The sequence below is a fragment of the Solibacillus sp. FSL R7-0668 genome (assembly GCF_038006205.1).
Taxonomy (GTDB): Bacteria; Bacillota; Bacilli; order Bacillales_A; family Planococcaceae; genus Solibacillus.
In genome coordinates this window covers 109,615-132,331 of record NZ_JBBOUU010000001.1, presented here as the reverse complement: position 1 = coordinate 132,331, position 22,717 = coordinate 109,615, and the positions used below count along the sequence as shown (strand labels likewise).

General features: G+C 45.8%; 13 protein-coding genes, 11 tRNA genes and 5 rRNA genes. All 29 read right to left on the bottom strand.

The window, feature by feature from the left end; genetic code table 11:
- Positions 1-50: 50 nt before the first annotated feature.
- The 29 genes from MKX47_RS00665 to MKX47_RS00525 all read right to left on the bottom strand — a co-directional run bounded on the left by MKX47_RS00665 (position 51) and on the right by MKX47_RS00525 (position 22,667).
- Positions 51-2,978, bottom strand: a 23S ribosomal RNA gene (locus MKX47_RS00665).
- A 115-nt stretch (positions 2,979-3,093) separates the two neighbouring features.
- Positions 3,094-3,169 (bottom strand) — tRNA-Ala (locus tag MKX47_RS00660).
- A 37-nt stretch (positions 3,170-3,206) separates the two neighbouring features.
- Positions 3,207-3,283: transfer RNA gene (locus tag MKX47_RS00655), tRNA-Ile, on the bottom strand.
- Between the two features lie 99 nt (positions 3,284-3,382).
- Positions 3,383-4,935 (bottom strand): 16S ribosomal RNA (locus MKX47_RS00650).
- Between the two features lie 117 nt (positions 4,936-5,052).
- A tRNA-Ala gene (locus tag MKX47_RS00645) sits at positions 5,053-5,128 on the bottom strand.
- Positions 5,129-5,134: 6 nt separating this feature from the next.
- A tRNA-Pro gene (locus tag MKX47_RS00640) sits at positions 5,135-5,211 on the bottom strand.
- A gap of 6 nt (positions 5,212-5,217) precedes the next feature.
- Positions 5,218-5,294, bottom strand: a tRNA-Arg gene (locus MKX47_RS00635).
- A 25-nt stretch (positions 5,295-5,319) separates the two neighbouring features.
- A tRNA-Leu gene (locus tag MKX47_RS00630) sits at positions 5,320-5,408 on the bottom strand.
- Between the two features lie 4 nt (positions 5,409-5,412).
- A tRNA-Gly gene (locus MKX47_RS00625) sits at positions 5,413-5,487 on the bottom strand.
- Between the two features lie 43 nt (positions 5,488-5,530).
- Positions 5,531-5,615 (bottom strand) — tRNA-Leu (locus tag MKX47_RS00620).
- Positions 5,616-5,625: 10 nt separating this feature from the next.
- Positions 5,626-5,701 (bottom strand) — tRNA-Lys (locus tag MKX47_RS00615).
- A gap of 7 nt (positions 5,702-5,708) precedes the next feature.
- Positions 5,709-5,784 (bottom strand) — tRNA-Thr (locus MKX47_RS00610).
- 10 nt (positions 5,785-5,794) lie between these two features.
- Positions 5,795-5,870: transfer RNA gene (locus MKX47_RS00605), tRNA-Val, on the bottom strand.
- A gap of 11 nt (positions 5,871-5,881) precedes the next feature.
- A 5S ribosomal RNA gene (gene rrf / locus MKX47_RS00600) occupies positions 5,882-5,997 on the bottom strand.
- 114 nt (positions 5,998-6,111) lie between these two features.
- A 23S ribosomal RNA gene (locus MKX47_RS00595) occupies positions 6,112-9,039 on the bottom strand.
- Positions 9,040-9,254: 215 nt separating this feature from the next.
- Positions 9,255-10,807, bottom strand: a 16S ribosomal RNA gene (locus MKX47_RS00590).
- Together the 16S, 23S and 5S rRNA genes with 11 tRNA genes alongside form the textbook arrangement of a ribosomal RNA operon.
- Before the next feature lie 460 nt (positions 10,808-11,267).
- Positions 11,268-12,770 (bottom strand): lysine--tRNA ligase, encoded by a 1,503-nt coding sequence (gene lysS / locus MKX47_RS00585; RefSeq protein ID WP_340770037.1) that lies wholly within the window; start codon positions 12,768-12,770, stop codon positions 11,268-11,270.
- Positions 12,771-12,944: 174 nt separating this feature from the next.
- Entirely contained in the window at positions 12,945-13,964 is a 1,020-nt protein-coding gene (dusB, locus tag MKX47_RS00580; RefSeq protein ID WP_340770035.1) for a tRNA dihydrouridine synthase DusB, read from the bottom strand.
- A gap of 20 nt (positions 13,965-13,984) precedes the next feature.
- On the bottom strand, positions 13,985-14,188 hold the full coding sequence (locus MKX47_RS00575) for a helix-turn-helix domain-containing protein (protein ID WP_340770033.1): 204 nt from the start codon (positions 14,186-14,188) through the stop codon (positions 13,985-13,987).
- Positions 14,140-14,661, bottom strand: a complete 522-nt coding sequence (gene folK / locus MKX47_RS00570; RefSeq protein WP_340770030.1) for a 2-amino-4-hydroxy-6-hydroxymethyldihydropteridine diphosphokinase — start codon at positions 14,659-14,661, stop codon at positions 14,140-14,142. Before folK ends, MKX47_RS00575 begins: the two co-directional genes overlap by 49 nt.
- Positions 14,658-15,026 carry a dihydroneopterin aldolase gene (gene folB / locus MKX47_RS00565; RefSeq protein WP_340770029.1) on the bottom strand — a complete coding sequence of 123 codons (369 nt, stop codon included), beginning with the start codon at positions 15,024-15,026 and terminating at the stop codon, positions 14,658-14,660. Before folB ends, folK begins: the two co-directional genes overlap by 4 nt.
- A gap of 10 nt (positions 15,027-15,036) precedes the next feature.
- Complete coding sequence (gene folP, locus MKX47_RS00560; RefSeq protein WP_340770027.1) at positions 15,037-15,897, bottom strand: dihydropteroate synthase; 861 nt, start codon at positions 15,895-15,897, stop codon at positions 15,037-15,039.
- Positions 15,881-16,744: an aminodeoxychorismate lyase gene (gene pabC, locus MKX47_RS00555; RefSeq protein WP_340770025.1), complete on the bottom strand. Its 864-nt coding sequence runs from the start codon at positions 16,742-16,744 to the stop codon at positions 15,881-15,883. Before pabC ends, folP begins: the two co-directional genes overlap by 17 nt.
- A 10-nt stretch (positions 16,745-16,754) precedes the next feature.
- Entirely contained in the window at positions 16,755-17,324 is a 570-nt protein-coding gene (gene pabA, locus MKX47_RS00550; protein WP_340770023.1) for an aminodeoxychorismate/anthranilate synthase component II, read from the bottom strand.
- Positions 17,321-18,730: an anthranilate synthase component I family protein gene (locus MKX47_RS00545; RefSeq protein ID WP_340770021.1), complete on the bottom strand. Its 1,410-nt coding sequence runs from the start codon at positions 18,728-18,730 to the stop codon at positions 17,321-17,323. Before MKX47_RS00545 ends, pabA begins: the two co-directional genes overlap by 4 nt.
- Before the next feature lie 227 nt (positions 18,731-18,957).
- On the bottom strand, positions 18,958-19,893 hold the full coding sequence (gene cysK, locus MKX47_RS00540; protein ID WP_340770020.1) for a cysteine synthase A: 936 nt from the start codon (positions 19,891-19,893) through the stop codon (positions 18,958-18,960).
- A 164-nt stretch (positions 19,894-20,057) separates the two neighbouring features.
- The gene (locus MKX47_RS00535) at positions 20,058-21,017 is read right to left on the bottom strand and encodes a peptidyl-prolyl cis-trans isomerase (protein WP_340770018.1); all 960 of its coding nucleotides are present in this window, start codon (positions 21,015-21,017) and stop codon (positions 20,058-20,060) included.
- A complete protein-coding gene (hslO, locus tag MKX47_RS00530; protein WP_340770017.1) occupies positions 21,001-21,882 on the bottom strand; it encodes an Hsp33 family molecular chaperone HslO in 882 nt (293 codons plus the stop codon). The genes MKX47_RS00535 and hslO overlap by 17 nt, the downstream gene beginning before the upstream one ends.
- Before the next feature lie 17 nt (positions 21,883-21,899).
- Positions 21,900-22,667, bottom strand: a complete 768-nt coding sequence (locus MKX47_RS00525; RefSeq protein ID WP_340770014.1) for a type III pantothenate kinase — start codon at positions 22,665-22,667, stop codon at positions 21,900-21,902.
- Positions 22,668-22,717: the final 50 nt, after the last annotated feature.

Below are 22,717 nucleotides of genomic sequence, written 5' to 3'. Positions count from 1 at the left end.
AATTCATTCTTTCAAAACTGGATAAACGTTTCATTGATGTTCGTAAACATGTGGTTAAGTCCTCGACCGATTAGTATTCGTCAGCTACATGTGTCGCCACACTTCCACCTCGAACCTATCTACCTGATCGTCTTTCAGGGGTCTTACTTACTTGCGTAATGGGAAATCTCATCTTGAGGGGGGCTTCATGCTTAGATGCTTTCAGCACTTATCCCGTCCACACATAGCTACCCAGCGATGCCTTTGGCAAGACAACTGGTACACCAGCGGTGTGTCCATCCCGGTCCTCTCGTACTAAGGACAGCTCCTCTCAAATTTCCTACGCCCACGACGGATAGGGACCGAACTGTCTCACGACGTTCTGAACCCAGCTCGCGTACCGCTTTAATGGGCGAACAGCCCAACCCTTGGGACCGACTACAGCCCCAGGATGCGATGAGCCGACATCGAGGTGCCAAACCTCCCCGTCGATGTGGACTCTTGGGGGAGATAAGCCTGTTATCCCCGGGGTAGCTTTTATCCGTTGAGCGATGGCCCTTCCATGCGGAACCACCGGATCACTAAGCCCGTCTTTCGACCCTGCTCGACTTGTAGGTCTCGCAGTCAAGCTCCCTTATGCCTTTACACTCTGCGAATGATTTCCAACCATTCTGAGGGAACCTTTGGGCGCCTCCGTTACCTTTTAGGAGGCGACCGCCCCAGTCAAACTGTCCGCCTGACACTGTCTCCTACCCCGCTAAGGGGCATGGGTTAGAAGTTCAATACAACCAGGGTAGTATCCCACCGACGCCTCCTTCGAAGCTGGCGCTCCGAGATCTCTGGCTCCTACCTATCCTGTACAAGTTGTACCAAAATTCAATATCAAGCTACAGTAAAGCTCCACGGGGTCTTTCCGTCCTGTCGCGGGTAACCTGCATCTTCACAGGTACTATAATTTCACCGAGTCTCTCGTTGAGACAGTGCCCAGATCGTTACGCCTTTCGTGCGGGTCGGAACTTACCCGACAAGGAATTTCGCTACCTTAGGACCGTTATAGTTACGGCCGCCGTTTACTGGGGCTTCAATTCGCAGCTTCGCTTGCGCTAACCACTCCTCTTAACCTTCCAGCACCGGGCAGGCGTCAGCCCCTATACGTCACCTTACGGTTTTGCAGAGACCTGTGTTTTTGCTAAACAGTCGCCTGGGCCTATTCACTGCGGCTCTCGTGCGCTTGCACGCTCAAGAGCACCCCTTCTCCCGAAGTTACGGGGTCATTTTGCCGAGTTCCTTAACGAGAGTTCTCTCGCACACCTTAGGATTCTCTCCTCGACTACCTGTGTCGGTTTGCGGTACGGGTACCTCCCACCTCGATAGAGGCTTTTCTTGGCAGTGTGAGATCAGGAACTTCCTCCATACGGAGTCGTCATCACAGCTCAATGTTACAGTACGCGGATTTGCCTACGCACACACCTTACTGCTTGAACAGAGACAACCAACGCTCTGCTTACCCTACCCTACTGCGTCCCCCCATTTCTCAAACGGTGGGGAGGTAGTACAGGAATATCAACCTGTTGTCCATCGCCTACGCCTATCGGCCTCGGCTTAGGTCCCGACTAACCCTGAGCGGACGAGCCTTCCTCAGGAAACCTTAGTCATACGGTGCATGGGATTCTCACCCATGTTTCGCTACTCATACCGGCATTCTCACTTCTAAGCGCTCCACCAGTCCTTCCGGTCTGACTTCAACGCCCTTAGAACGCTCTCCTACCACGCATACCAACGGTATGCATCCACAGCTTCGGTGAATCGTTTAGCCCCGATACATTTTCGGCGCAGCGTCACTCGACCAGTGAGCTATTACGCACTCTTTAAATGATGGCTGCTTCTAAGCCAACATCCTGGTTGTCTAAGCAACGCCACATCCTTTTCCACTTAACGATTACTTTGGGACCTTAGCTGGTGGTCTGGGCTGTTTCCCTCTTGACTACGGATCTTATCACTCGCAGTCTGACTCCCGTGTATAAATATCCGGCATTCGGAGTTTGTCTGAATTCGGTAAAGCGAGATGCCCCCCTAGTCCAAACAGTGCTCTACCTCCGGTATTCTTCATCACGAGGCTAGCCCTAAAGCTATTTCGGAGAGAACCAGCTATCTCCAAGTTCGATTGGAATTTCTCCGCTACCCACACCTCATCCCCGCACTTTTCAACGTACGTGGGTTCGGACCTCCAGTAAGTGTTACCTCACCTTCATCCTGGACATGGGTAGATCACCTGGTTTCGGGTCTACGACTACATACTAATTCGCCCTATTCAGACTCGCTTTCGCTGCGGCTCCGTCTTCTCAACTTAACCTCGCACGTAATCGTAACTCGCCGGTTCATTCTACAAAAGGCACGCTATCACCCATTAACGGGCTCTAACTACTTGTAGGCACACGGTTTCAGGTTCTATTTCACTCCCCTTCCGGGGTGCTTTTCACCTTTCCCTCACGGTACTGGTTCACTATCGGTCACTAGGTAGTATTTAGCCTTGGGAGATGGTCCTCCCGGATTCCGACGGAATTTCACGTGTTCCGCCGTACTCAGGATCCACTCTGGAGGGAATGACTTTTTGGCTACAGGGCTGTTACCTTCTCTTGCGGACCTTTCCAAGTCGCTTCGCCTAAATCATTCTTTTGTAACTCCGTATAGAGTGTCCTACAACCCCAAAGAGCAAGCTCTTTGGTTTGGGCTCTTCCCGTTTCGCTCGCCGCTACTCAGGGAATCGAATTTTCTTTCTGTTCCTGCAGGTACTTAGATGTTTCAGTTCCCTGCGTCTGTCCTCATCACGCTATGTATTCACGTGTAGATACTATCCGATTAAAGATAGTGGGTTCCCCCATTCGGAAATCCCCGGATCAAAGCTTACTTACAGCTCCCCGAGGCATATCGGTGTTAGTGCCGTCCTTCATCGACTCCTAGTGCCAAGGCATCCACCGTGCGCCCTTATTAACTTAACCAAAAGTTAAACTTACTTAAAAAGTAAGATTTTAAGGATATTGCACGATCAATTTCTTGATCTATGTTTGTTTATTACTTATCAATGTCGTTTTATCCAGTTTTCAAAGAACGATTTGGTGGAGCCTAGCGGGATCGAACCGCTGACCTCCTGCGTGCAAGGCAGGCGCTCTCCCAGCTGAGCTAAGGCCCCAATAAAAATATATAAGAGGTAATATAAAGAATTTATATGGTGGGCCTAAATGGACTCGAACCATCGACCTCACGCTTATCAGGCGTGCGCTCTAACCAGCTGAGCTATAGGCCCTCTTAGAAAGATATAAAATTCATTCATAAACCTTCAAAACTGAACAGCAACCGTTAATGAGCCCCTTCTCCAAGAGAAGGTTTCCGAATATATCCTTAGAAAGGAGGTGATCCAGCCGCACCTTCCGATACGGCTACCTTGTTACGACTTCACCCCAATCATCTATCCCACCTTCGGCGGCTGGCTCCAAAAGGTTACCTCACCGACTTCGGGTGTTACAAACTCTCGTGGTGTGACGGGCGGTGTGTACAAGGCCCGGGAACGTATTCACCGCGGCATGCTGATCCGCGATTACTAGCGATTCCGGCTTCATGTAGGCGAGTTGCAGCCTACAATCCGAACTGAGAACGGTTTTATCGGATTAGCTCCCCCTCGCGGGTTGGCAACCGTTTGTACCGTCCATTGTAGCACGTGTGTAGCCCAGGTCATAAGGGGCATGATGATTTGACGTCATCCCCACCTTCCTCCGGTTTATCACCGGCAGTCTCCTTAGAGTGCCCAACTAAATGATGGCAACTAAGAACAAGGGTTGCGCTCGTTGCGGGACTTAACCCAACATCTCACGACACGAGCTGACGACAACCATGCACCACCTGTCACCGTTGTCCCCGAAGGGAAAACTGTATCTCTACAGTGGTCAATGGGATGTCAAGACCTGGTAAGGTTCTTCGCGTTGCTTCGAATTAAACCACATGCTCCACCGCTTGTGCGGGCCCCCGTCAATTCCTTTGAGTTTCAGTCTTGCGACCGTACTCCCCAGGCGGAGTGCTTAATGCGTTAGCTGCAGCACTGAGGGGCGGAAACCCCCCAACACTTAGCACTCATCGTTTACGGCGTGGACTACCAGGGTATCTAATCCTGTTTGCTCCCCACGCTTTCGCGCCTCAGTGTCAGTTACAGACCAGACAGTCGCCTTCGCCACTGGTGTTCCTCCAAATCTCTACGCATTTCACCGCTACACTTGGAATTCCACTATCCTCTTCTGCACTCAAGTTCCCCAGTTTCCAATGACCCTCCCCGGTTGAGCCGGGGGCTTTCACATCAGACTTAAGGAACCACCTGCGCGCGCTTTACGCCCAATAATTCCGGACAACGCTTGCCACCTACGTATTACCGCGGCTGCTGGCACGTAGTTAGCCGTGGCTTTCTAACAAGGTACCGTCAAGGTAGCGCCAGTTACTACGCTACTTGTTCTTCCCTTGCAACAGAGTTTTACGAACCGAAATCCTTCTTCACTCACGCGGCGTTGCTCCATCAGACTTTCGTCCATTGTGGAAGATTCCCTACTGCTGCCTCCCGTAGGAGTCTGGGCCGTGTCTCAGTCCCAGTGTGGCCGATCACCCTCTCAGGTCGGCTACGCATCGTTGCCTTGGTGAGCCGTTACCTCACCAACTAGCTAATGCGCCGCGGGTCCATCCTATAGTGATAGCAAAACCATCTTTCAACTTTAAACCATGTGGTTCAAAGTATTATCCGGTATTAGCTCCGGTTTCCCGAAGTTATCCCAGTCTATAGGGCAGGTTACCCACGTGTTACTCACCCGTCCGCCGCTAAATCATAGAGAAGCAAGCTTCTCTATTCATTCGCTCGACTTGCATGTATTAGGCACGCCGCCAGCGTTCGTCCTGAGCCAGGATCAAACTCTCCATAAAAGTAGTTTGAAAGCTCATTTGCTTTGCTAGCGATTCTAACTATTAGGTTAGAAATCATTTTTGCTTCATTTAAGAAGCTGTATTCATTAACGTTGCTTGTTCAGTTTTCAAGGTTCATGGTGGAGCCTAGCGGGATCGAACCGCTGACCTCCTGCGTGCAAGGCAGGCGCTCTCCCAGCTGAGCTAAGGCCCCATTAAATGGTCGGAATGACAGGATTCGAACCTACGACCCCTTGGTCCCAAACCAAGTGCTCTACCAAGCTGAGCTACATTCCGATAATCTGGCGCGCCCGACAGGAGTCGAACCCATAACCTTCTGATCCGTAGTCAGACGCTCTATCCAATTGAGCTACGGGCGCGCAATATATATTAAAATAAATTAAATGGTGCCGAGGGCCGGAATCGAACCGGCACGGTGATCACTCACCGCAGGATTTTAAGTCCTGTGCGTCTGCCAGTTCCGCCACCCCGGCATTTTGGAGCGGAAGACGAGGTTCGAACTCGCGACCCCCACCTTGGCAAGGTGGTGTTCTACCACTGAACTACTTCCGCAAAATGCATAAGATATTTTTAATCTGACAGTTATAAAATTAAATGGTGCGGGTGAAGGGAGTCGAACCCCCACGCCTTGCGGCGCTAGATCCTAAGTCTAGTGCGTCTGCCAATTCCGCCACACCCGCAATATAAAACTGGTGAGCCATGAAGGACTCGAACCTTCGACCCTCTGATTAAAAGTCAGATGCTCTACCGACTGAGCTAATGGCTCTCTAAAATGGTGCCGGCGAAAGGAGTCGAACCCTCGACCTACTGATTACAAGTCAGTTGCTCTACCAACTGAGCTACACCGGCATTTTAGATATGGTGGAGGATGACGGGCTCGAACCGCCGACCCCCTGCTTGTAAGGCAGGTGCTCTCCCAGCTGAGCTAATCCTCCTGGGTAATAAAGCCTAGCGATGTCCTACTCTCACAGGGGGAAACCCCCAACTACCATCGGCGCTAAAGAGCTTAACTTCTGTGTTCGGTATGGGAACAGGTGTGACCTCTTTGCCATCATCACTAGACTATGTATTAAAAGACATTTTTTATTATATCATACTAAACTCATATGTCAAGTATTATTAATAAATTTCATTCTTTCAAAACTGGATAAACGTTTCATTGATGTTCGTAAACATGTGGTTAAGTCCTCGACCGATTAGTATTCGTCAGCTACATGTGTCGCCACACTTCCACCTCGAACCTATCTACCTGATCGTCTTTCAGGGGTCTTACTTACTTGCGTAATGGGAAATCTCATCTTGAGGGGGGCTTCATGCTTAGATGCTTTCAGCACTTATCCCGTCCACACATAGCTACCCAGCGATGCCTTTGGCAAGACAACTGGTACACCAGCGGTGTGTCCATCCCGGTCCTCTCGTACTAAGGACAGCTCCTCTCAAATTTCCTACGCCCACGACGGATAGGGACCGAACTGTCTCACGACGTTCTGAACCCAGCTCGCGTACCGCTTTAATGGGCGAACAGCCCAACCCTTGGGACCGACTACAGCCCCAGGATGCGATGAGCCGACATCGAGGTGCCAAACCTCCCCGTCGATGTGGACTCTTGGGGGAGATAAGCCTGTTATCCCCGGGGTAGCTTTTATCCGTTGAGCGATGGCCCTTCCATGCGGAACCACCGGATCACTAAGCCCGTCTTTCGACCCTGCTCGACTTGTAGGTCTCGCAGTCAAGCTCCCTTATGCCTTTACACTCTGCGAATGATTTCCAACCATTCTGAGGGAACCTTTGGGCGCCTCCGTTACCTTTTAGGAGGCGACCGCCCCAGTCAAACTGTCCGCCTGACACTGTCTCCTACCCCGCTAAGGGGCATGGGTTAGAAGTTCAATACAACCAGGGTAGTATCCCACCGACGCCTCCTTCGAAGCTGGCGCTCCGAGATCTCTGGCTCCTACCTATCCTGTACAAGTTGTACCAAAATTCAATATCAAGCTACAGTAAAGCTCCACGGGGTCTTTCCGTCCTGTCGCGGGTAACCTGCATCTTCACAGGTACTATAATTTCACCGAGTCTCTCGTTGAGACAGTGCCCAGATCGTTACGCCTTTCGTGCGGGTCGGAACTTACCCGACAAGGAATTTCGCTACCTTAGGACCGTTATAGTTACGGCCGCCGTTTACTGGGGCTTCAATTCGCAGCTTCGCTTGCGCTAACCACTCCTCTTAACCTTCCAGCACCGGGCAGGCGTCAGCCCCTATACGTCACCTTACGGTTTTGCAGAGACCTGTGTTTTTGCTAAACAGTCGCCTGGGCCTATTCACTGCGGCTCTCGTGCGCTTGCACGCTCAAGAGCACCCCTTCTCCCGAAGTTACGGGGTCATTTTGCCGAGTTCCTTAACGAGAGTTCTCTCGCACACCTTAGGATTCTCTCCTCGACTACCTGTGTCGGTTTGCGGTACGGGTACCTCCCACCTCGATAGAGGCTTTTCTTGGCAGTGTGAGATCAGGAACTTCCTCCATACGGAGTCGTCATCACAGCTCAATGTTACAGTACGCGGATTTGCCTACGCACACACCTTACTGCTTGAACAGAGACAACCAACGCTCTGCTTACCCTACCCTACTGCGTCCCCCCATTTCTCAAACGGTGGGGAGGTAGTACAGGAATATCAACCTGTTGTCCATCGCCTACGCCTATCGGCCTCGGCTTAGGTCCCGACTAACCCTGAGCGGACGAGCCTTCCTCAGGAAACCTTAGTCATACGGTGCATGGGATTCTCACCCATGTTTCGCTACTCATACCGGCATTCTCACTTCTAAGCGCTCCACCAGTCCTTCCGGTCTGACTTCAACGCCCTTAGAACGCTCTCCTACCACGCATACCAACGGTATGCATCCACAGCTTCGGTGAATCGTTTAGCCCCGATACATTTTCGGCGCAGCGTCACTCGACCAGTGAGCTATTACGCACTCTTTAAATGATGGCTGCTTCTAAGCCAACATCCTGGTTGTCTAAGCAACGCCACATCCTTTTCCACTTAACGATTACTTTGGGACCTTAGCTGGTGGTCTGGGCTGTTTCCCTCTTGACTACGGATCTTATCACTCGCAGTCTGACTCCCGTGTATAAATATCCGGCATTCGGAGTTTGTCTGAATTCGGTAAAGCGAGATGCCCCCCTAGTCCAAACAGTGCTCTACCTCCGGTATTCTTCATCACGAGGCTAGCCCTAAAGCTATTTCGGAGAGAACCAGCTATCTCCAAGTTCGATTGGAATTTCTCCGCTACCCACACCTCATCCCCGCACTTTTCAACGTACGTGGGTTCGGACCTCCAGTAAGTGTTACCTCACCTTCATCCTGGACATGGGTAGATCACCTGGTTTCGGGTCTACGACTACATACTAATTCGCCCTATTCAGACTCGCTTTCGCTGCGGCTCCGTCTTCTCAACTTAACCTCGCACGTAATCGTAACTCGCCGGTTCATTCTACAAAAGGCACGCTATCACCCATTAACGGGCTCTAACTACTTGTAGGCACACGGTTTCAGGTTCTATTTCACTCCCCTTCCGGGGTGCTTTTCACCTTTCCCTCACGGTACTGGTTCACTATCGGTCACTAGGTAGTATTTAGCCTTGGGAGATGGTCCTCCCGGATTCCGACGGAATTTCACGTGTTCCGCCGTACTCAGGATCCACTCTGGAGGGAATGACTTTTTGGCTACAGGGCTGTTACCTTCTCTTGCGGACCTTTCCAAGTCGCTTCGCCTAAATCATTCTTTTGTAACTCCGTATAGAGTGTCCTACAACCCCAAAGAGCAAGCTCTTTGGTTTGGGCTCTTCCCGTTTCGCTCGCCGCTACTCAGGGAATCGAATTTTCTTTCTGTTCCTGCAGGTACTTAGATGTTTCAGTTCCCTGCGTCTGTCCTCATCACGCTATGTATTCACGTGTAGATACTATCCGATTAAAGATAGTGGGTTCCCCCATTCGGAAATCCCCGGATCAAAGCTTACTTACAGCTCCCCGAGGCATATCGGTGTTAGTGCCGTCCTTCATCGACTCCTAGTGCCAAGGCATCCACCGTGCGCCCTTATTAACTTAACCAAAAGTTAAACTTACTTAAAAAGTAAGATTTTAAGGATATTGCACGATCAATTTCTTGATCTATGTTTGTTTATTACTTATCAATGTCGTTTTATCCAGTTTTCAAAGAACAAAGTTTTGAAGTATTTCATTCAACTAAGAATGAACCTTCAAAACTGAACAGCAAACGTTAATGAGCCCCTTCTCCAAGAGAAGGTTTCCGAATATATCCTTAGAAAGGAGGTGATCCAGCCGCACCTTCCGATACGGCTACCTTGTTACGACTTCACCCCAATCATCTATCCCACCTTCGGCGGCTGGCTCCAAAAGGTTACCTCACCGACTTCGGGTGTTACAAACTCTCGTGGTGTGACGGGCGGTGTGTACAAGGCCCGGGAACGTATTCACCGCGGCATGCTGATCCGCGATTACTAGCGATTCCGGCTTCATGTAGGCGAGTTGCAGCCTACAATCCGAACTGAGAACGGTTTTATCGGATTAGCTCCCCCTCGCGGGTTGGCAACCGTTTGTACCGTCCATTGTAGCACGTGTGTAGCCCAGGTCATAAGGGGCATGATGATTTGACGTCATCCCCACCTTCCTCCGGTTTATCACCGGCAGTCTCCTTAGAGTGCCCAACTAAATGATGGCAACTAAGAACAAGGGTTGCGCTCGTTGCGGGACTTAACCCAACATCTCACGACACGAGCTGACGACAACCATGCACCACCTGTCACCGTTGTCCCCGAAGGGAAAACTGTATCTCTACAGTGGTCAATGGGATGTCAAGACCTGGTAAGGTTCTTCGCGTTGCTTCGAATTAAACCACATGCTCCACCGCTTGTGCGGGCCCCCGTCAATTCCTTTGAGTTTCAGTCTTGCGACCGTACTCCCCAGGCGGAGTGCTTAATGCGTTAGCTGCAGCACTGAGGGGCGGAAACCCCCCAACACTTAGCACTCATCGTTTACGGCGTGGACTACCAGGGTATCTAATCCTGTTTGCTCCCCACGCTTTCGCGCCTCAGTGTCAGTTACAGACCAGACAGTCGCCTTCGCCACTGGTGTTCCTCCAAATCTCTACGCATTTCACCGCTACACTTGGAATTCCACTATCCTCTTCTGCACTCAAGTTCCCCAGTTTCCAATGACCCTCCCCGGTTGAGCCGGGGGCTTTCACATCAGACTTAAGGAACCACCTGCGCGCGCTTTACGCCCAATAATTCCGGACAACGCTTGCCACCTACGTATTACCGCGGCTGCTGGCACGTAGTTAGCCGTGGCTTTCTAACAAGGTACCGTCAAGGTAGCGCCAGTTACTACGCTACTTGTTCTTCCCTTGCAACAGAGTTTTACGAACCGAAATCCTTCTTCACTCACGCGGCGTTGCTCCATCAGACTTTCGTCCATTGTGGAAGATTCCCTACTGCTGCCTCCCGTAGGAGTCTGGGCCGTGTCTCAGTCCCAGTGTGGCCGATCACCCTCTCAGGTCGGCTACGCATCGTTGCCTTGGTGAGCCGTTACCTCACCAACTAGCTAATGCGCCGCGGGTCCATCCTATAGTGATAGCAAAACCATCTTTCAACTTTAAACCATGTGGTTCAAAGTATTATCCGGTATTAGCTCCGGTTTCCCGAAGTTATCCCAGTCTATAGGGCAGGTTACCCACGTGTTACTCACCCGTCCGCCGCTAAATCATAGAGAAGCAAGCTTCTCTATTCATTCGCTCGACTTGCATGTATTAGGCACGCCGCCAGCGTTCGTCCTGAGCCAGGATCAAACTCTCCATAAAAGTAGTTTGAAAGCTCATTTGCTTTGCTAGCGATTCTAACTATTAGGTTAGAAATCATTTTTGCTTCATTTAAGAAGCTATATTCATTAACGTTGCTTGTTCAGTTTTCAAGGTTCATGTCGTTGTCGTTTGTGACAACTTTTATATCTTATCACTTCTAAATCTCCATGTCAACAACTTTTTTCATAAAGTTTTCGATATGTAGTTTAAAATCAGTAACTTTAATACCTTAACATTTCTGTTATGGTAAGTAAAGTTTTTTATGATATCATCGTTTCGTTTTAACGACAAGTAATAATTTATCACTTATTAAATTATAATGCAATAGTTTTTCTAGAAAAATATTAATTAATTTTGATTTTTATTTATTATTCACTTATTAACCCATCAGCAACTTATCAAAATCTCTTCAAAAAAACAGGCAAACCTTTTTATTGGCTCGCCTGCTTAGTTTTTTATTTTACTTTGCTGTATGTCTCATTGTTGGGAATAATAACACATCACGGATTGACGGTGCGTTTGTTAATAACATAACTAAACGGTCAATACCGATTCCTAAACCACCTGTTGGAGGCATACCGTACTCTAATGCTTCAATGAAATCATTATCCATTTCATGTGCTTCATCGTTACCGGCAGCTTTTTCAGCCATTTGCGCTTCAAAACGTTCACGTTGATCGATTGGATCATTTAATTCTGTGAATGCATTTGCATGCTCACGACGAACGATGAATAATTCGAAACGATCTGTGAAGCGTGGGTCTTCTGGGTTCTTCTTCGCTAACGGAGAGATTTCCACTGGGTGACCTGTTACAAATGTAGGTTGTACTAATGTTTCTTCAATTTTTTGCTCGAAGAATTCATTAATAATATGTCCTACTTCGTGAGCGTCTTTAATTTCTACACCGTGGTCAGCGGCGTGCTTACGTGCTTCTTCTACAGTCATTGGTACCCAGAAGTCTACACCTGTTGCTTCTTTAACTGCATCAACCATGTGTACACGTTTCCAGCCTACACCTAATTCAATTGTATCTTCACCGTATTGTACAGAAGTAGAACCTAGTACTTCCTGTGCCACATGTGCGATTAAGCCTTCTGTTAAGTCCATAATATCGTTATAGTCAGCATACGCTTCATATAATTCAATCATTGTGAACTCTGGGTTGTGACGTGTTGAAATACCTTCGTTACGGAATACACGGCCAATTTCATATACTTTTTCTAAGCCACCAACGATTAAACGTTTTAAGTGTAGCTCGATTGCAATACGCATATATAATTCCATATCTAATGCATTATGGTGCGTAATAAACGGACGCGCTGCAGCACCACCAGCAATTGTGTGTAGCATTGGTGTTTCTACTTCTAAGTAACCGTTGTTATCTAAGTAGTTGCGGATTGCACGGATAATTTTTGAACGTAAGATGAATGTTGCTTTTGATTCATCGTTTGTCATTAAGTCCACATAACGTTGACGGTAGCGTTGTTCTACGTCTGTTAACCCGTGGAATTTATCTGGTAATGGGCGTAATGCCTTTGTTAAGAATGTGAATTCAGTAGCTTTTACTGATAATTCGCCAACTTGTGTACGGAATACATTCCCTTTTACCCCAACGATATCACCAAGATCAGCTTTGTTGAATAATTCATATGCTTCTTCACCGATTGCATCTTTACGCACGTAAATTTGAATTTGACCGCCTAAATCTTGAATGTGGGCAAAACCAGCTTTCCCTTTTCCGCGCTTTGTCATGATACGACCCGCGATTACAACTTCGCGTGGGTTGTCATGTAAGTATTCTTTGTCGTATTGCTCGTTTTCTGCAATGACTTCGTTCGATAAATGTGTGCGTTCAAAACGGCTACCGAATGGGTCCATACCGTTTTCTTGAATATCCGTCATCTTTTGGCGTCTCACCAAAAGTTGGTCGTTTAATTCTTCGATATTTGACACGTGTTTCACTCCTTATTATTTTTGCGCTCAATTTTGGCACAATAGTCCATAATGTTTCTATTGTACAGTATTTTGTTTGTCGATTCATCTGTTTCGAATTAATTTGAAATGTTTAATAATTCTGTGAAAAGATTGCTGCTATACAATAAAAGACATCTATTTAAAATAGATGCCTTTCATAATTTATACTTCTTCTAATAGCCTACCATTTGCCTCATATTCCGCTACTACGCCGTTAATAACGGTACGTAAATCTGCTTCTGTTACCGCTGTATTGATAGCATTACGAATTTTGCCGTTGCCGCGAAGACCTTTCAAATACCATGAAGCATGACTCCGCATTTCTAGCACAGCTACCTTTTCACCCTTTAACGTTTTTAAACGTTCAAAGTGTAAGAGGCAAACGTCCATCTTTTCACGAAGAGATGGCTCTGGTAATAGCTCACCCGTTTCTAAATAACGCACCGTTTGATACATCATCCACGGATTTCCTAATGCCGCGCGACCAATCATGACAGCATCTGCTCCTGTATGATCTAGCATGCGCTTGGCATCTTGAGGCGTTTCTACGTCACCGTTACCAATAAATGGTACTGAAATATGCTTTTTCACTTCTGCAAGTACATCCCAATTGGCTTTACCCTCATACATTTGCACACGTGTACGACCATGCATTGCAATCGCCGATACACCCGCGCGTTCAGCAGCAAGTGCGTTCTCTACAGCGAAAACATGCTCGTCATCCCAGCCGATACGCATTTTTACGGATACCGGCTTGTCTACTGCATCCACTACTGCTGATACCATCTCATAAATTTTGTTCGGATCAAGTAACCACTTGGCGCCTGCCTCACATTTGATGATTTTGTTGACGGGGCAGCCCATATTAATATCGATAATGTCTGCTGTTGTATGTTTATCTACATACTTGGCCGCTTCCACTAAATTTTCTTTGTCGCCGCCGAAAATTTGAAGTGTCATTGGATTTTCACGCGCGTCGATATAAAGCATGTCCATCGTTTTTTGATTGCGAATATTTAATGCTTTATCACTAATCATTTCTGCGTATACTAAACCAGCACCAAATTCCTTGACGGTTAAACGGAAAGCCGAGTTACACACACCCGCCATCGGGGCAAGTACAACGCGGTTATCCATGACGATGTCGCCAATTTGGAACGGCTTTTGTTCGATAGTTGACAACATTTGTCCCTCCATTAAGGTTAGTTCCCTTTTAATTCTTGAATATCTATGTCGAATACATCTGCAATGGATTGAAGTTGCGCTTGTGAAGGTTGCTTTTCCCCTCGCTCAATCCGCCCTAAAATCGTTACAGATATACCAATACGTTTTGCTAATCCGGTTTGCTGAATTCGCTTTAGTTTTCGGAAGGCACGAATTCGTCGACCGTAGTAATCATCTTCCACAGTTTGACGCCCTCTTTCTCTATATCGAATGCCTGATATGCATTTTGCACATCTTTAAGCATATCACATTTTTGTACCATAATCTCTTTTAATGGTACCAGCACGAAAGCACGTTCATACATGCGTGGGTGTGGGACAATCAATGTATCTGTGTTGTATGTTTCGTTATTGTACAATAGAATGTCCAAATCAATAATGCGAGGACCCCATCGGAATTCACGCACGCGACCGAGGTCATTTTCAATTTGTTGACACACCAGTAATAACGCCTGCGCACTTAGTGAGGTTTTTAAGCTTAACGCAATATTTAAAAAATCAGCCTGCTCTGTAAAGCCTACTGCTGCTGTTTCATAAATCGATGACACCGCCGTTACAGTTATTGACTCATGCGCCAATAACATGCGCACGGCATCTTGCAAATTTTGCTCGCGCTCACCGATATTTGTGCCAATCGATAAATACGCTACCTTCATACGAATTGCCCCCGCGTAATTTCAACAGCGACTTCCTTATAGTGGCCCGGAATGGGTGGGTCCGGCTTAATAACTTCCACACGGCAACCATATACTTGCCCCTCATACTGCGCTAAAATACGTGTTGCAATCGTTTCCGCAACCGCCTCGATTAATTTATAAGGCTTCCCTTCGATTATTTCTTTACAAATATCATACACACCCACATAGCTAACCGTATCATTTAGCTCATCTGTCTCTCCGGCACGTTTCATATCTACCGCTAGTGATACATTGGCACGAAAACGCTGACCTAATACGTTTTCCTCAGGTAATACCCCATGATAACCAAAAAACTGCATGTCTTTTAAATGAATATAATCCATCACAAACTCCTTAATGTCTTGGTGCTAATTCACCTTGTACTTCGAATTTCCCTACTAATGCGTCCATCATTTTGACTGTACGCGCAATTTCCTTTACGTCATGCACGCGCATCAGATGGCAGCCCTTTTGTACACCAAACGCACAAGTTGCCGCTGTTCCTTCAACACGCTCAGTCACCGGCAAGTCAAGCACTGCACCGATTAGTCGTTTACGAGACGTGGCAAGCAGGACTGGATAGCCTAGTGCCACCAGTTCATCTAAACGCTGCATCGTTTCAATGCTTTGCGCTAAGTTTTTGACAAAACCAATACCTGGATCCAGTATAATATGCTCAGCTGGGACACCTGCGGATTGCACGATTTCAATACTTTCCTTTATATCGCGTAAAAAATCTGTGAAATAATGGCTATACACATCGTCCTTACGGTTATGCATTAATATAATCGGTACCTGTAACTCTGCAGCCACTTGCGCCATTTGTGGGTCAGCCTTTGCCCCCCAAATATCATTAATCATATGTGCACCCGCATGAATCGCCGCGCGTGCTACATTGGATTTATACGTATCAATTGAAATAATGGCTGGCACTTCCTTCACTAGCGCTTCAATTACCGGAACGACACGTGCAATTTCTTCTTCATCCGAAATGCGTGTATAACCTGGACGCGTTGATTCGCCACCTACATCAATTATTTTGGCGCCATCAGCAACCATTTTTTTCGCTTGTGCGACAGCCTTTTCAATCGAATTAAACTGACCACCATCCGAAAACGAATCTGGTGTCACATTGAGAATCCCCATGACGAAAGTTTCTCGGTGAAAATCTAATTCAATCTGGTTTAGCGTTAACGTTTTATAATTTTCTAGCATTGTATTCTCCTAAGCTCGTCACAATTTTTTCAATATAGCCATTATGCAACTGTTGATAAATGCGTCCCTCACTACCAGCAAAATGAACCTTACCGATATGTGAAATGGGCACAAGTTCCTGTACAGCTGTCGTAATAAAGCACTCATCCGCCTGCTCTAGCTCCCACTTCAAAAAGCGACCTTCTCTTACAGGAATTCCGATTATCTCTGCTACATCCATGACGAGCGCTCGTGTAATACCAGGTAAAATGCCGATTTCGGTAGAAGGCGTATACAGTATATCATCTTTTATCCAAAAAATATTTGACGTAATCCCTTCCGCTACAACACCCTGTACATCGGTAAAAAAGCCCTCCTGCTTCGCCAAGTTAGGCAACTCCAGGCGCGCACGTACATTATTTCCATAATGGTGGCTTTTGTAGCGCTGATTCTGTTCCGGAGAATTGCGGGGCGTTTTTAACCAAACCGCTTCTTTCTCTGTACCACGCTTTACTTGTGGTAGCTCCTTACGAAATAGAATAACAGTCGGCTCTAAATATTCTGAAGGCGCTAATCCAATCGCATGTGCTCCTGCAGAAACATTTAAACGAAAATAGCCTTCATTTCCGTCTTGCGCATTCAATTGTTCGATGATTTCCTCTAAGTCCTTTATCGTATAAGGAAAATGAATACGATATTCCTTTAACGCCTCTAGCAAGCGTCCAAAATGATTCGGTAAAAATACCGCCTTCCCCTTATAGGTACGAAAGGTTTCAAAAAAGCCTAGTCCATATAAAAAGCCATGGTCAAACGGTGAAATACGTAAATCCTGTTCTTCAATAAACTCCCCATTCATCCAACAAAGCATAGCAATCCCCCTAGCAATAGTTTTCAATAAATGTTTTTAAAAGCAGCTTCCCATCCTCTGTCATAATGGACTCTGGGTGATATTGTACCCCTTCAATCGCAAATTCCTTATGACGCAGCCCCATAATTTCGCCCTCTTCCGTCCAGGCTGTGACTTCTAAACATTCTGGTAAGGTTGTTGGCTCTACTATAAGGGAATGATACCTCGTCGCTAAAAATGGGTTGTTATTGTTTGCATGTAGACCAACTTCTTTATGATGCACCGGTGACGTTTTACCATGCATTAATCGCTTGGCACGGACAACATCACCACCAAATACTTGCGCAATCGCTTGATGCCCCAAGCACACACCTAAAATTGGAATTTTACCAGCAAAGTATTCGATAATCTTTAGGCTTTGGCCCGCTTCATTTGGTGTGCATGGCCCCGGTGAAATAACGATCATTTTTGGCTGTAATCGCTCAATCTCTTCAATCGTAATGGCATCATTTCGCTTTACGACTAATTCATAGCCGAACTCCCCAAAATATTGCACTAAATTGTACGTAAACGAGTCGTAGTTATCAATCATTAAAATCATTTGCTCACCTCTTCTGCCATCGCCTTTGCTTGCCACATTGCCTTTGCCTTATTCATGGATTCCACGTATTCATTTGCCGGAATCGAATCAATGACAATGCCCGCGCCCGCTTGAATATACGCTATGCCCTCTTGAATATAGGCTGTACGAATCACGATATTTAATTCTAGATCCCCCGTATAGCCAATCCACCCAATCGAACCTGTATAAAGACCACGGCGCACAGGCTCCAGCTCCTCGATAATTTCCATCGTTCGAATTTTCGGTGCTCCAGTAATTGTGCCACCTGGGAACATAGCACGAATCACATCGGCATTTGATTTATCTGGCGCTACTTGTCCGCGTACGTTGGATACGATATGCATCACATGTGAATAATACTCAATCACCATGAATTCATTTACTTCCACTGTGCCGTATGCGCTCACTCGACCTAGGTCATTGCGCTCTAAGTCGACAAGCATGACATGTTCTGCTCTTTCCTTTTCATGCTCAATTAACTCATTGGCTAATGCCAAATCTTCCGCTGCAGAGGCCCCACGCGGACGTGTCCCCGCAATCGGACGTGTGGATAATTCAGTCCCCTTTTTCTTTACGAGTAATTCTGGTGAACCACTAACTACCGCAAAATGCGTACTTTCGATATAGGCCATATACGGTGATGGATTAAACGAACGCACCGCCTCATACATCGTAATAGGTGCTGCCGATAATTTCTTTGCCTGACGTACCGACAAGTTCACCTGAAATACATCCCCTTGCCCGATATATTTTTGGATTTTTCTTATCGCTTTTTCAAAATCCGCGCCAGCAAACGATACTTGTAGTTCGCTTTCATCTTGTACGACATTGGTTGCTGCTTCTTGATTGAAATGACGCAGGGCAATCCCTGTAGTAGCCCCTTGTTCCCACTGCTGTTGCCATTGCTGTAAATCCAATTCGCTCGTTGTAAATTTCATCAGTGTCACTTCATCTGTTGCGACATTATGTACTGCCCAATGGTCAAATAAGTAAAAATAAATGTCAGGCACCTGTAAATCATCGATGGTTGCCGATTCAAACACTTCAATCGTACGCGCATAATCATACGAAATAAAGCCAATCGCCCCACCTTGAAAATCTGGAAGTTGTTCATTCGCTTTGATTTCATATTGCTTTATAAATTGTTCAAGCTGCGCCAATGCCTCTCCTTGCCTTACTTCGGTTTCGCCATTTTCCCACGTAATTTGTAAGCTGTTTTCGATTGATTGCGCCGTTGCAAATGGGCCCCATGCAGCAATTGTATAATGACCACCGCGCCCGCTTTCTAAAAATATGCGTTGTTTTACATCCTTGGTCTGTTGTTTAAAGCTATAAAAAAAATCATCTTTCGTCATTGGAAAGACGTGCGTTGCAAGTTGCTGCATATTATGTCCACCTTCTTTTATCTATTTGCTTTAATTAAACTTGAAAATACAGAGAATTGCTAGGGAAATACGGCTTTCGTCAGTAGAAAAACAAAAAAACACAAAATAGCTCGCTTTATGGACGTTCCTTATATCAATTACCTTGAATAACTTTAACTTTATTATCCACTAAAAAAGCCACCCTAGTAAGTGCTTCCTTACTAGAATGGCTTTGCGTGAACGAATGATTAGTCTTCGAATTGGTATAAAGGTGTTGATAAGTAACGCTCACCATTTGATGGGATAATTGCTACTACGTTTTTGCCTTTGCCTAAACGCTTAGCTGTTTCGATTGCTGCGTAAATTGCTGCACCTGAAGAAATACCCGCTAAAATACCTTCTTCACGCGCTACTTTACGTGCGTGTTCGAATGCTACTTCATTTTCTACTGGGAATACGGATGTGTATACTTCTGTATTTAATACATCTGGTACGAAACCTGCACCGATCCCTTGAATTTTATGTGGACCCGGATTACCACCAGAAAGGACTGGAGAATCTTTTGGCTCTACCGCGATAATTTCGATTTCTGGGAATTTTTCTTTTAATACTTCCCCAGCACCTGTAATTGTACCACCCGTACCAACACCAGCGATAAATGCATCAACCTGTAAACCTTCTGCTTCAAAGGCTTCTGCAATTTCTGGACCTGTTGTTAAACGGTGAATTTCTGCGTTTGCTTCGTTTTTAAATTGTTGTGGTAAGAAATAGCCTTCAGAAGCTGATAATTCTTCCGCTTTTGCAATCGCACCTTTCATACCCTCTGGACCAGGTGTCAATACTAAATCTGCACCATATGCGCGCAATAAGTTACGACGCTCGATTGACATTGTCTCTGGCATTACTAAAATGGCTTTGTAGCCTTTTGCTGCAGCAATCATCGCCAGACCGATACCTGTGTTACCTGAAGTCGGCTCGATAATTGTACCACCTGCTTTTAATGAGCCGTCTTTTTCAGCCGCTTCAATCATGGCTAAAGCTAGACGGTCTTTTACTGATGAACCCGGGTTGAAGTATTCTAATTTTACGTATACGTTCCCATCATTTTCACCTGTTGCATTGTTTAACTTTACGATTGGTGTGCGACCAACTAATTCAGCCACAGAGTTTGCTAATTTACTCATTATTTTTCCCCTCTCAATCCCTACTAAGTTAATAGGTTTTACTTATTTTTTATCTTATCAGTCTCGTGAAAAGTTGTCAATTATTTGCACAAATTATTTGAAAATTTTTTATATCCTATAAAAAAAACGACACACCCTTGTATTAGGCATGCCGTATTGAATCATTATTTTTTCTTTTCTCCATATATCCATTGTGCATCAAATTCCGCCCAGAAAGCCTCTGGTGTAATGGAAGGTGGCAGTTGTTCTAGCGCTAATTGACGTTTCACTTGTTCCGCCACTTCACCGTAAGAGAATGAATGCCCCTCCATAACTTCCGAAACCATTGCAATCGCATAGCGACCATCACGGAGCACAAATGGTTTGGATGCTTCTTGTTCTTTTAATTTTTGAACTACAGTAAAAATGGCCGTGTCGATTGAGGCTTGCTCAGACGATACAAAGCCAATATCGCCACCCAAGCTCGCCGATGCAGCATCCACCGAATGTTCACGTGCTAAAACATCAAACTCCGAGCCATTTTTTAATTCCTTTTCAACGCGCTCAGCATCTTCCTTGGAATTTACAACAATAAGGCTCGTTCGATAGGTTGTCGGTACATTATAGAACGATTGATTTTCTTCATAATAGCTCTCTGCTTCATCGTCTTCTACCACAACATCATTTGTTAGGACTTTATCTAAAATTAACTGTGCCCGCACTTTTTGGCGCAATTGTTCCGTTGATAAACTATGTAAAGTCGTATCGTTTGCATCTTGTGCCGAACGTAACAAAGCAATCTCTAAATCGATTTCTTCATCGCTCACTTTAATTTTATATTTTTCTGCCGCTTTTTCCATCACTGCCTCATTGACTAAATGACGAAGGGTTTCTTTCCCATAGCGACTTTCCATCGCAGCAAGCCATTGTTGGTTCGTAATGGCTTCTCCGTCGACAGTAGCGATCGGCTCGCTACCGTCGTTTTCTGATGACGAGTCATCATTTGGGAGTAACCAAAGCACAAACCATAATATATTTCCGATAAATAATACAAGTAACAGTAATAATGTTGGTTTCGTTTTTAAGCGTCGTTGCGTATACGGTATATTTTCTGGTGTTTGATGTAAATTACGATTGGATTTCATCGATAAAGCCTTCAAGCTCTTGTTGATCGAAGTGATATTTCTCTAAACAGAAGTGACATTGCGCCTCTGCTCCACCATCTTCATCAATCATTTCTTGAATTTCTTGAACACCTAAACCGATAATCGCTGCACCGAAACGCTCTTTTGAACATTGGCATTGAAATTGAACAGGTAATGTTGAAAGAATTTGCACATTGCCTTCACCTAATACGGCAGTTAAAATTTGCTCTGGTGAATAGCCTTTTTCGATCATTTTTGAAACGGGTTCAACGGAAGTTAAACATTTTTCAATTTCAGCAATTGTTTCTTCCTCACATCCTGGCATCAATTGCACGATGAAGCCACCTGCTGCTAAAATGGTATTGTCTGGATTTACTAAAACACCTAGACCTACAGATGACGGCACTTGTTCAGATGATGCGAAGTAATAAGTGAAGTCTTCTGCAATCTCTCCAGAAACAATCGGTGTTTGACCAGAGAACATATCACGCATTCCTAAATCTTTTACAACGGTTAATGCGCCTTCAGTACCTACTCCCGCACGTACATCTAATTTACCGTGTTCATTTAAATCAAAGTGTACCTGTGGGTTTGTGACGAAACCACGCACATCTCCCTTTGCATCTGCATCGATTACCATTGGACCGATTGGACCGTTCCCTTCGATTTTAACCGTGATTTTATCATCACCTTTTAACATTGCCCCCATCATGACAGCTGCCGTCATGGAACGACCTAATGCTGCCGAAACGACTGGCCATGTATTATGACGGCGCTGTGCTTCGCCTACCGTTTCCGTTGTGTTCGTTGCGAATGCACGAACTTGTCCTTCAAATGCAATCGCTCTTACTAAGTAGTCTTTCATGTTGATATTCCTCTTTTCTACTGATTTCTTTTATATATAATATGCAAGCCCTTTAACGTTAAAAACGGATCTACAATATCAATCGCTTGCGTTTCTTGTGCAATCAATTTTGCCAGCCCACCTGTTGCAACAACAAGTGGTTCCCCTTTACTTTGGGCTTTCATGCGATTCACGATACCTTCTACTTGCCCAATAAATCCATAAAAAATACCCGCCTGCATCGCCGCTACCGTATTTTTGCCAACGACTTGCTCGGTTTTTGTAATTTCGATGCGGGGTAACTTCGATGCACGTGCATATAATGCTTCCGTAGAAATCGCAATCCCCGGTGCAATGGCTCCCCCCATATACGTACCTTGCTCATTTAAATAACAATACGTAATTGCCGTGCCAAAATCTACGACAATTAGTGGCTTCCCTCCATATTGAGCAAGTGCCGACACTGCGTTGACGATACGATCTGCGCCGACTTCACGTGGGTTTTCATACTTAATGTTTAACCCTGTTTTTACACCCGGTCCTACGACAAGTGGTGCAATATGAAAATACTTACGACACATCGCTTCTAGTGCAAACATAATTGGGGGCACTACTGATGATATAATAATCCCCGTCATTTGTTCAAATGCTAAACCCTCATGTGTAAAAAATGCCTTTATTTGCATGGCATATTCATCTTCTGTTTTGCGCGGGTCGGTCTCCATACGCCAATGGTAACGAAGCTGATCTTGTTCATAAACCCCTAAAATAATGTTGGAATTCCCTGCATCCATTACTAATATCATATTCGTCACCTACTTTTAAAGTATTCTATGCAAAAATGATATCATAGTTG

Bases quoted from the DNA above. Each gene is read 5' to 3' on its own strand.
- folK (WP_340770030.1), bottom strand. From the start codon at position 14,661: ATGAAGGTAGCGTATTTATCGATTGGCACAAATATCGGTGAGCGCGAG.
- folB (WP_340770029.1), bottom strand. From the start codon at position 15,026: ATGGATTATATTCATTTAAAAGACATGCAGTTTTTTGGTTATCATGGG.
- folP (WP_340770027.1), bottom strand. From the start codon at position 15,897: ATGCTAGAAAATTATAAAACGTTAACGCTAAACCAGATTGAATTAGAT.
- pabC (WP_340770025.1), bottom strand. From the start codon at position 16,744: ATGCTTTGTTGGATGAATGGGGAGTTTATTGAAGAACAGGATTTACGT.
- pabA (WP_340770023.1), bottom strand. From the start codon at position 17,324: ATGATTTTAATGATTGATAACTACGACTCGTTTACGTACAATTTAGTG.
- MKX47_RS00545 (WP_340770021.1), bottom strand. From the start codon at position 18,730: ATGCAGCAACTTGCAACGCACGTCTTTCCAATGACGAAAGATGATTTT.
- cysK (WP_340770020.1), bottom strand. From the start codon at position 19,893: ATGAGTAAATTAGCAAACTCTGTGGCTGAATTAGTTGGTCGCACACCA.
- MKX47_RS00535 (WP_340770018.1), bottom strand. From the start codon at position 21,017: ATGAAATCCAATCGTAATTTACATCAAACACCAGAAAATATACCGTAT.
- hslO (WP_340770017.1), bottom strand. From the start codon at position 21,882: ATGAAAGACTACTTAGTAAGAGCGATTGCATTTGAAGGACAAGTTCGT.
- MKX47_RS00525 (WP_340770014.1), bottom strand. From the start codon at position 22,667: ATGATATTAGTAATGGATGCAGGGAATTCCAACATTATTTTAGGGGTT.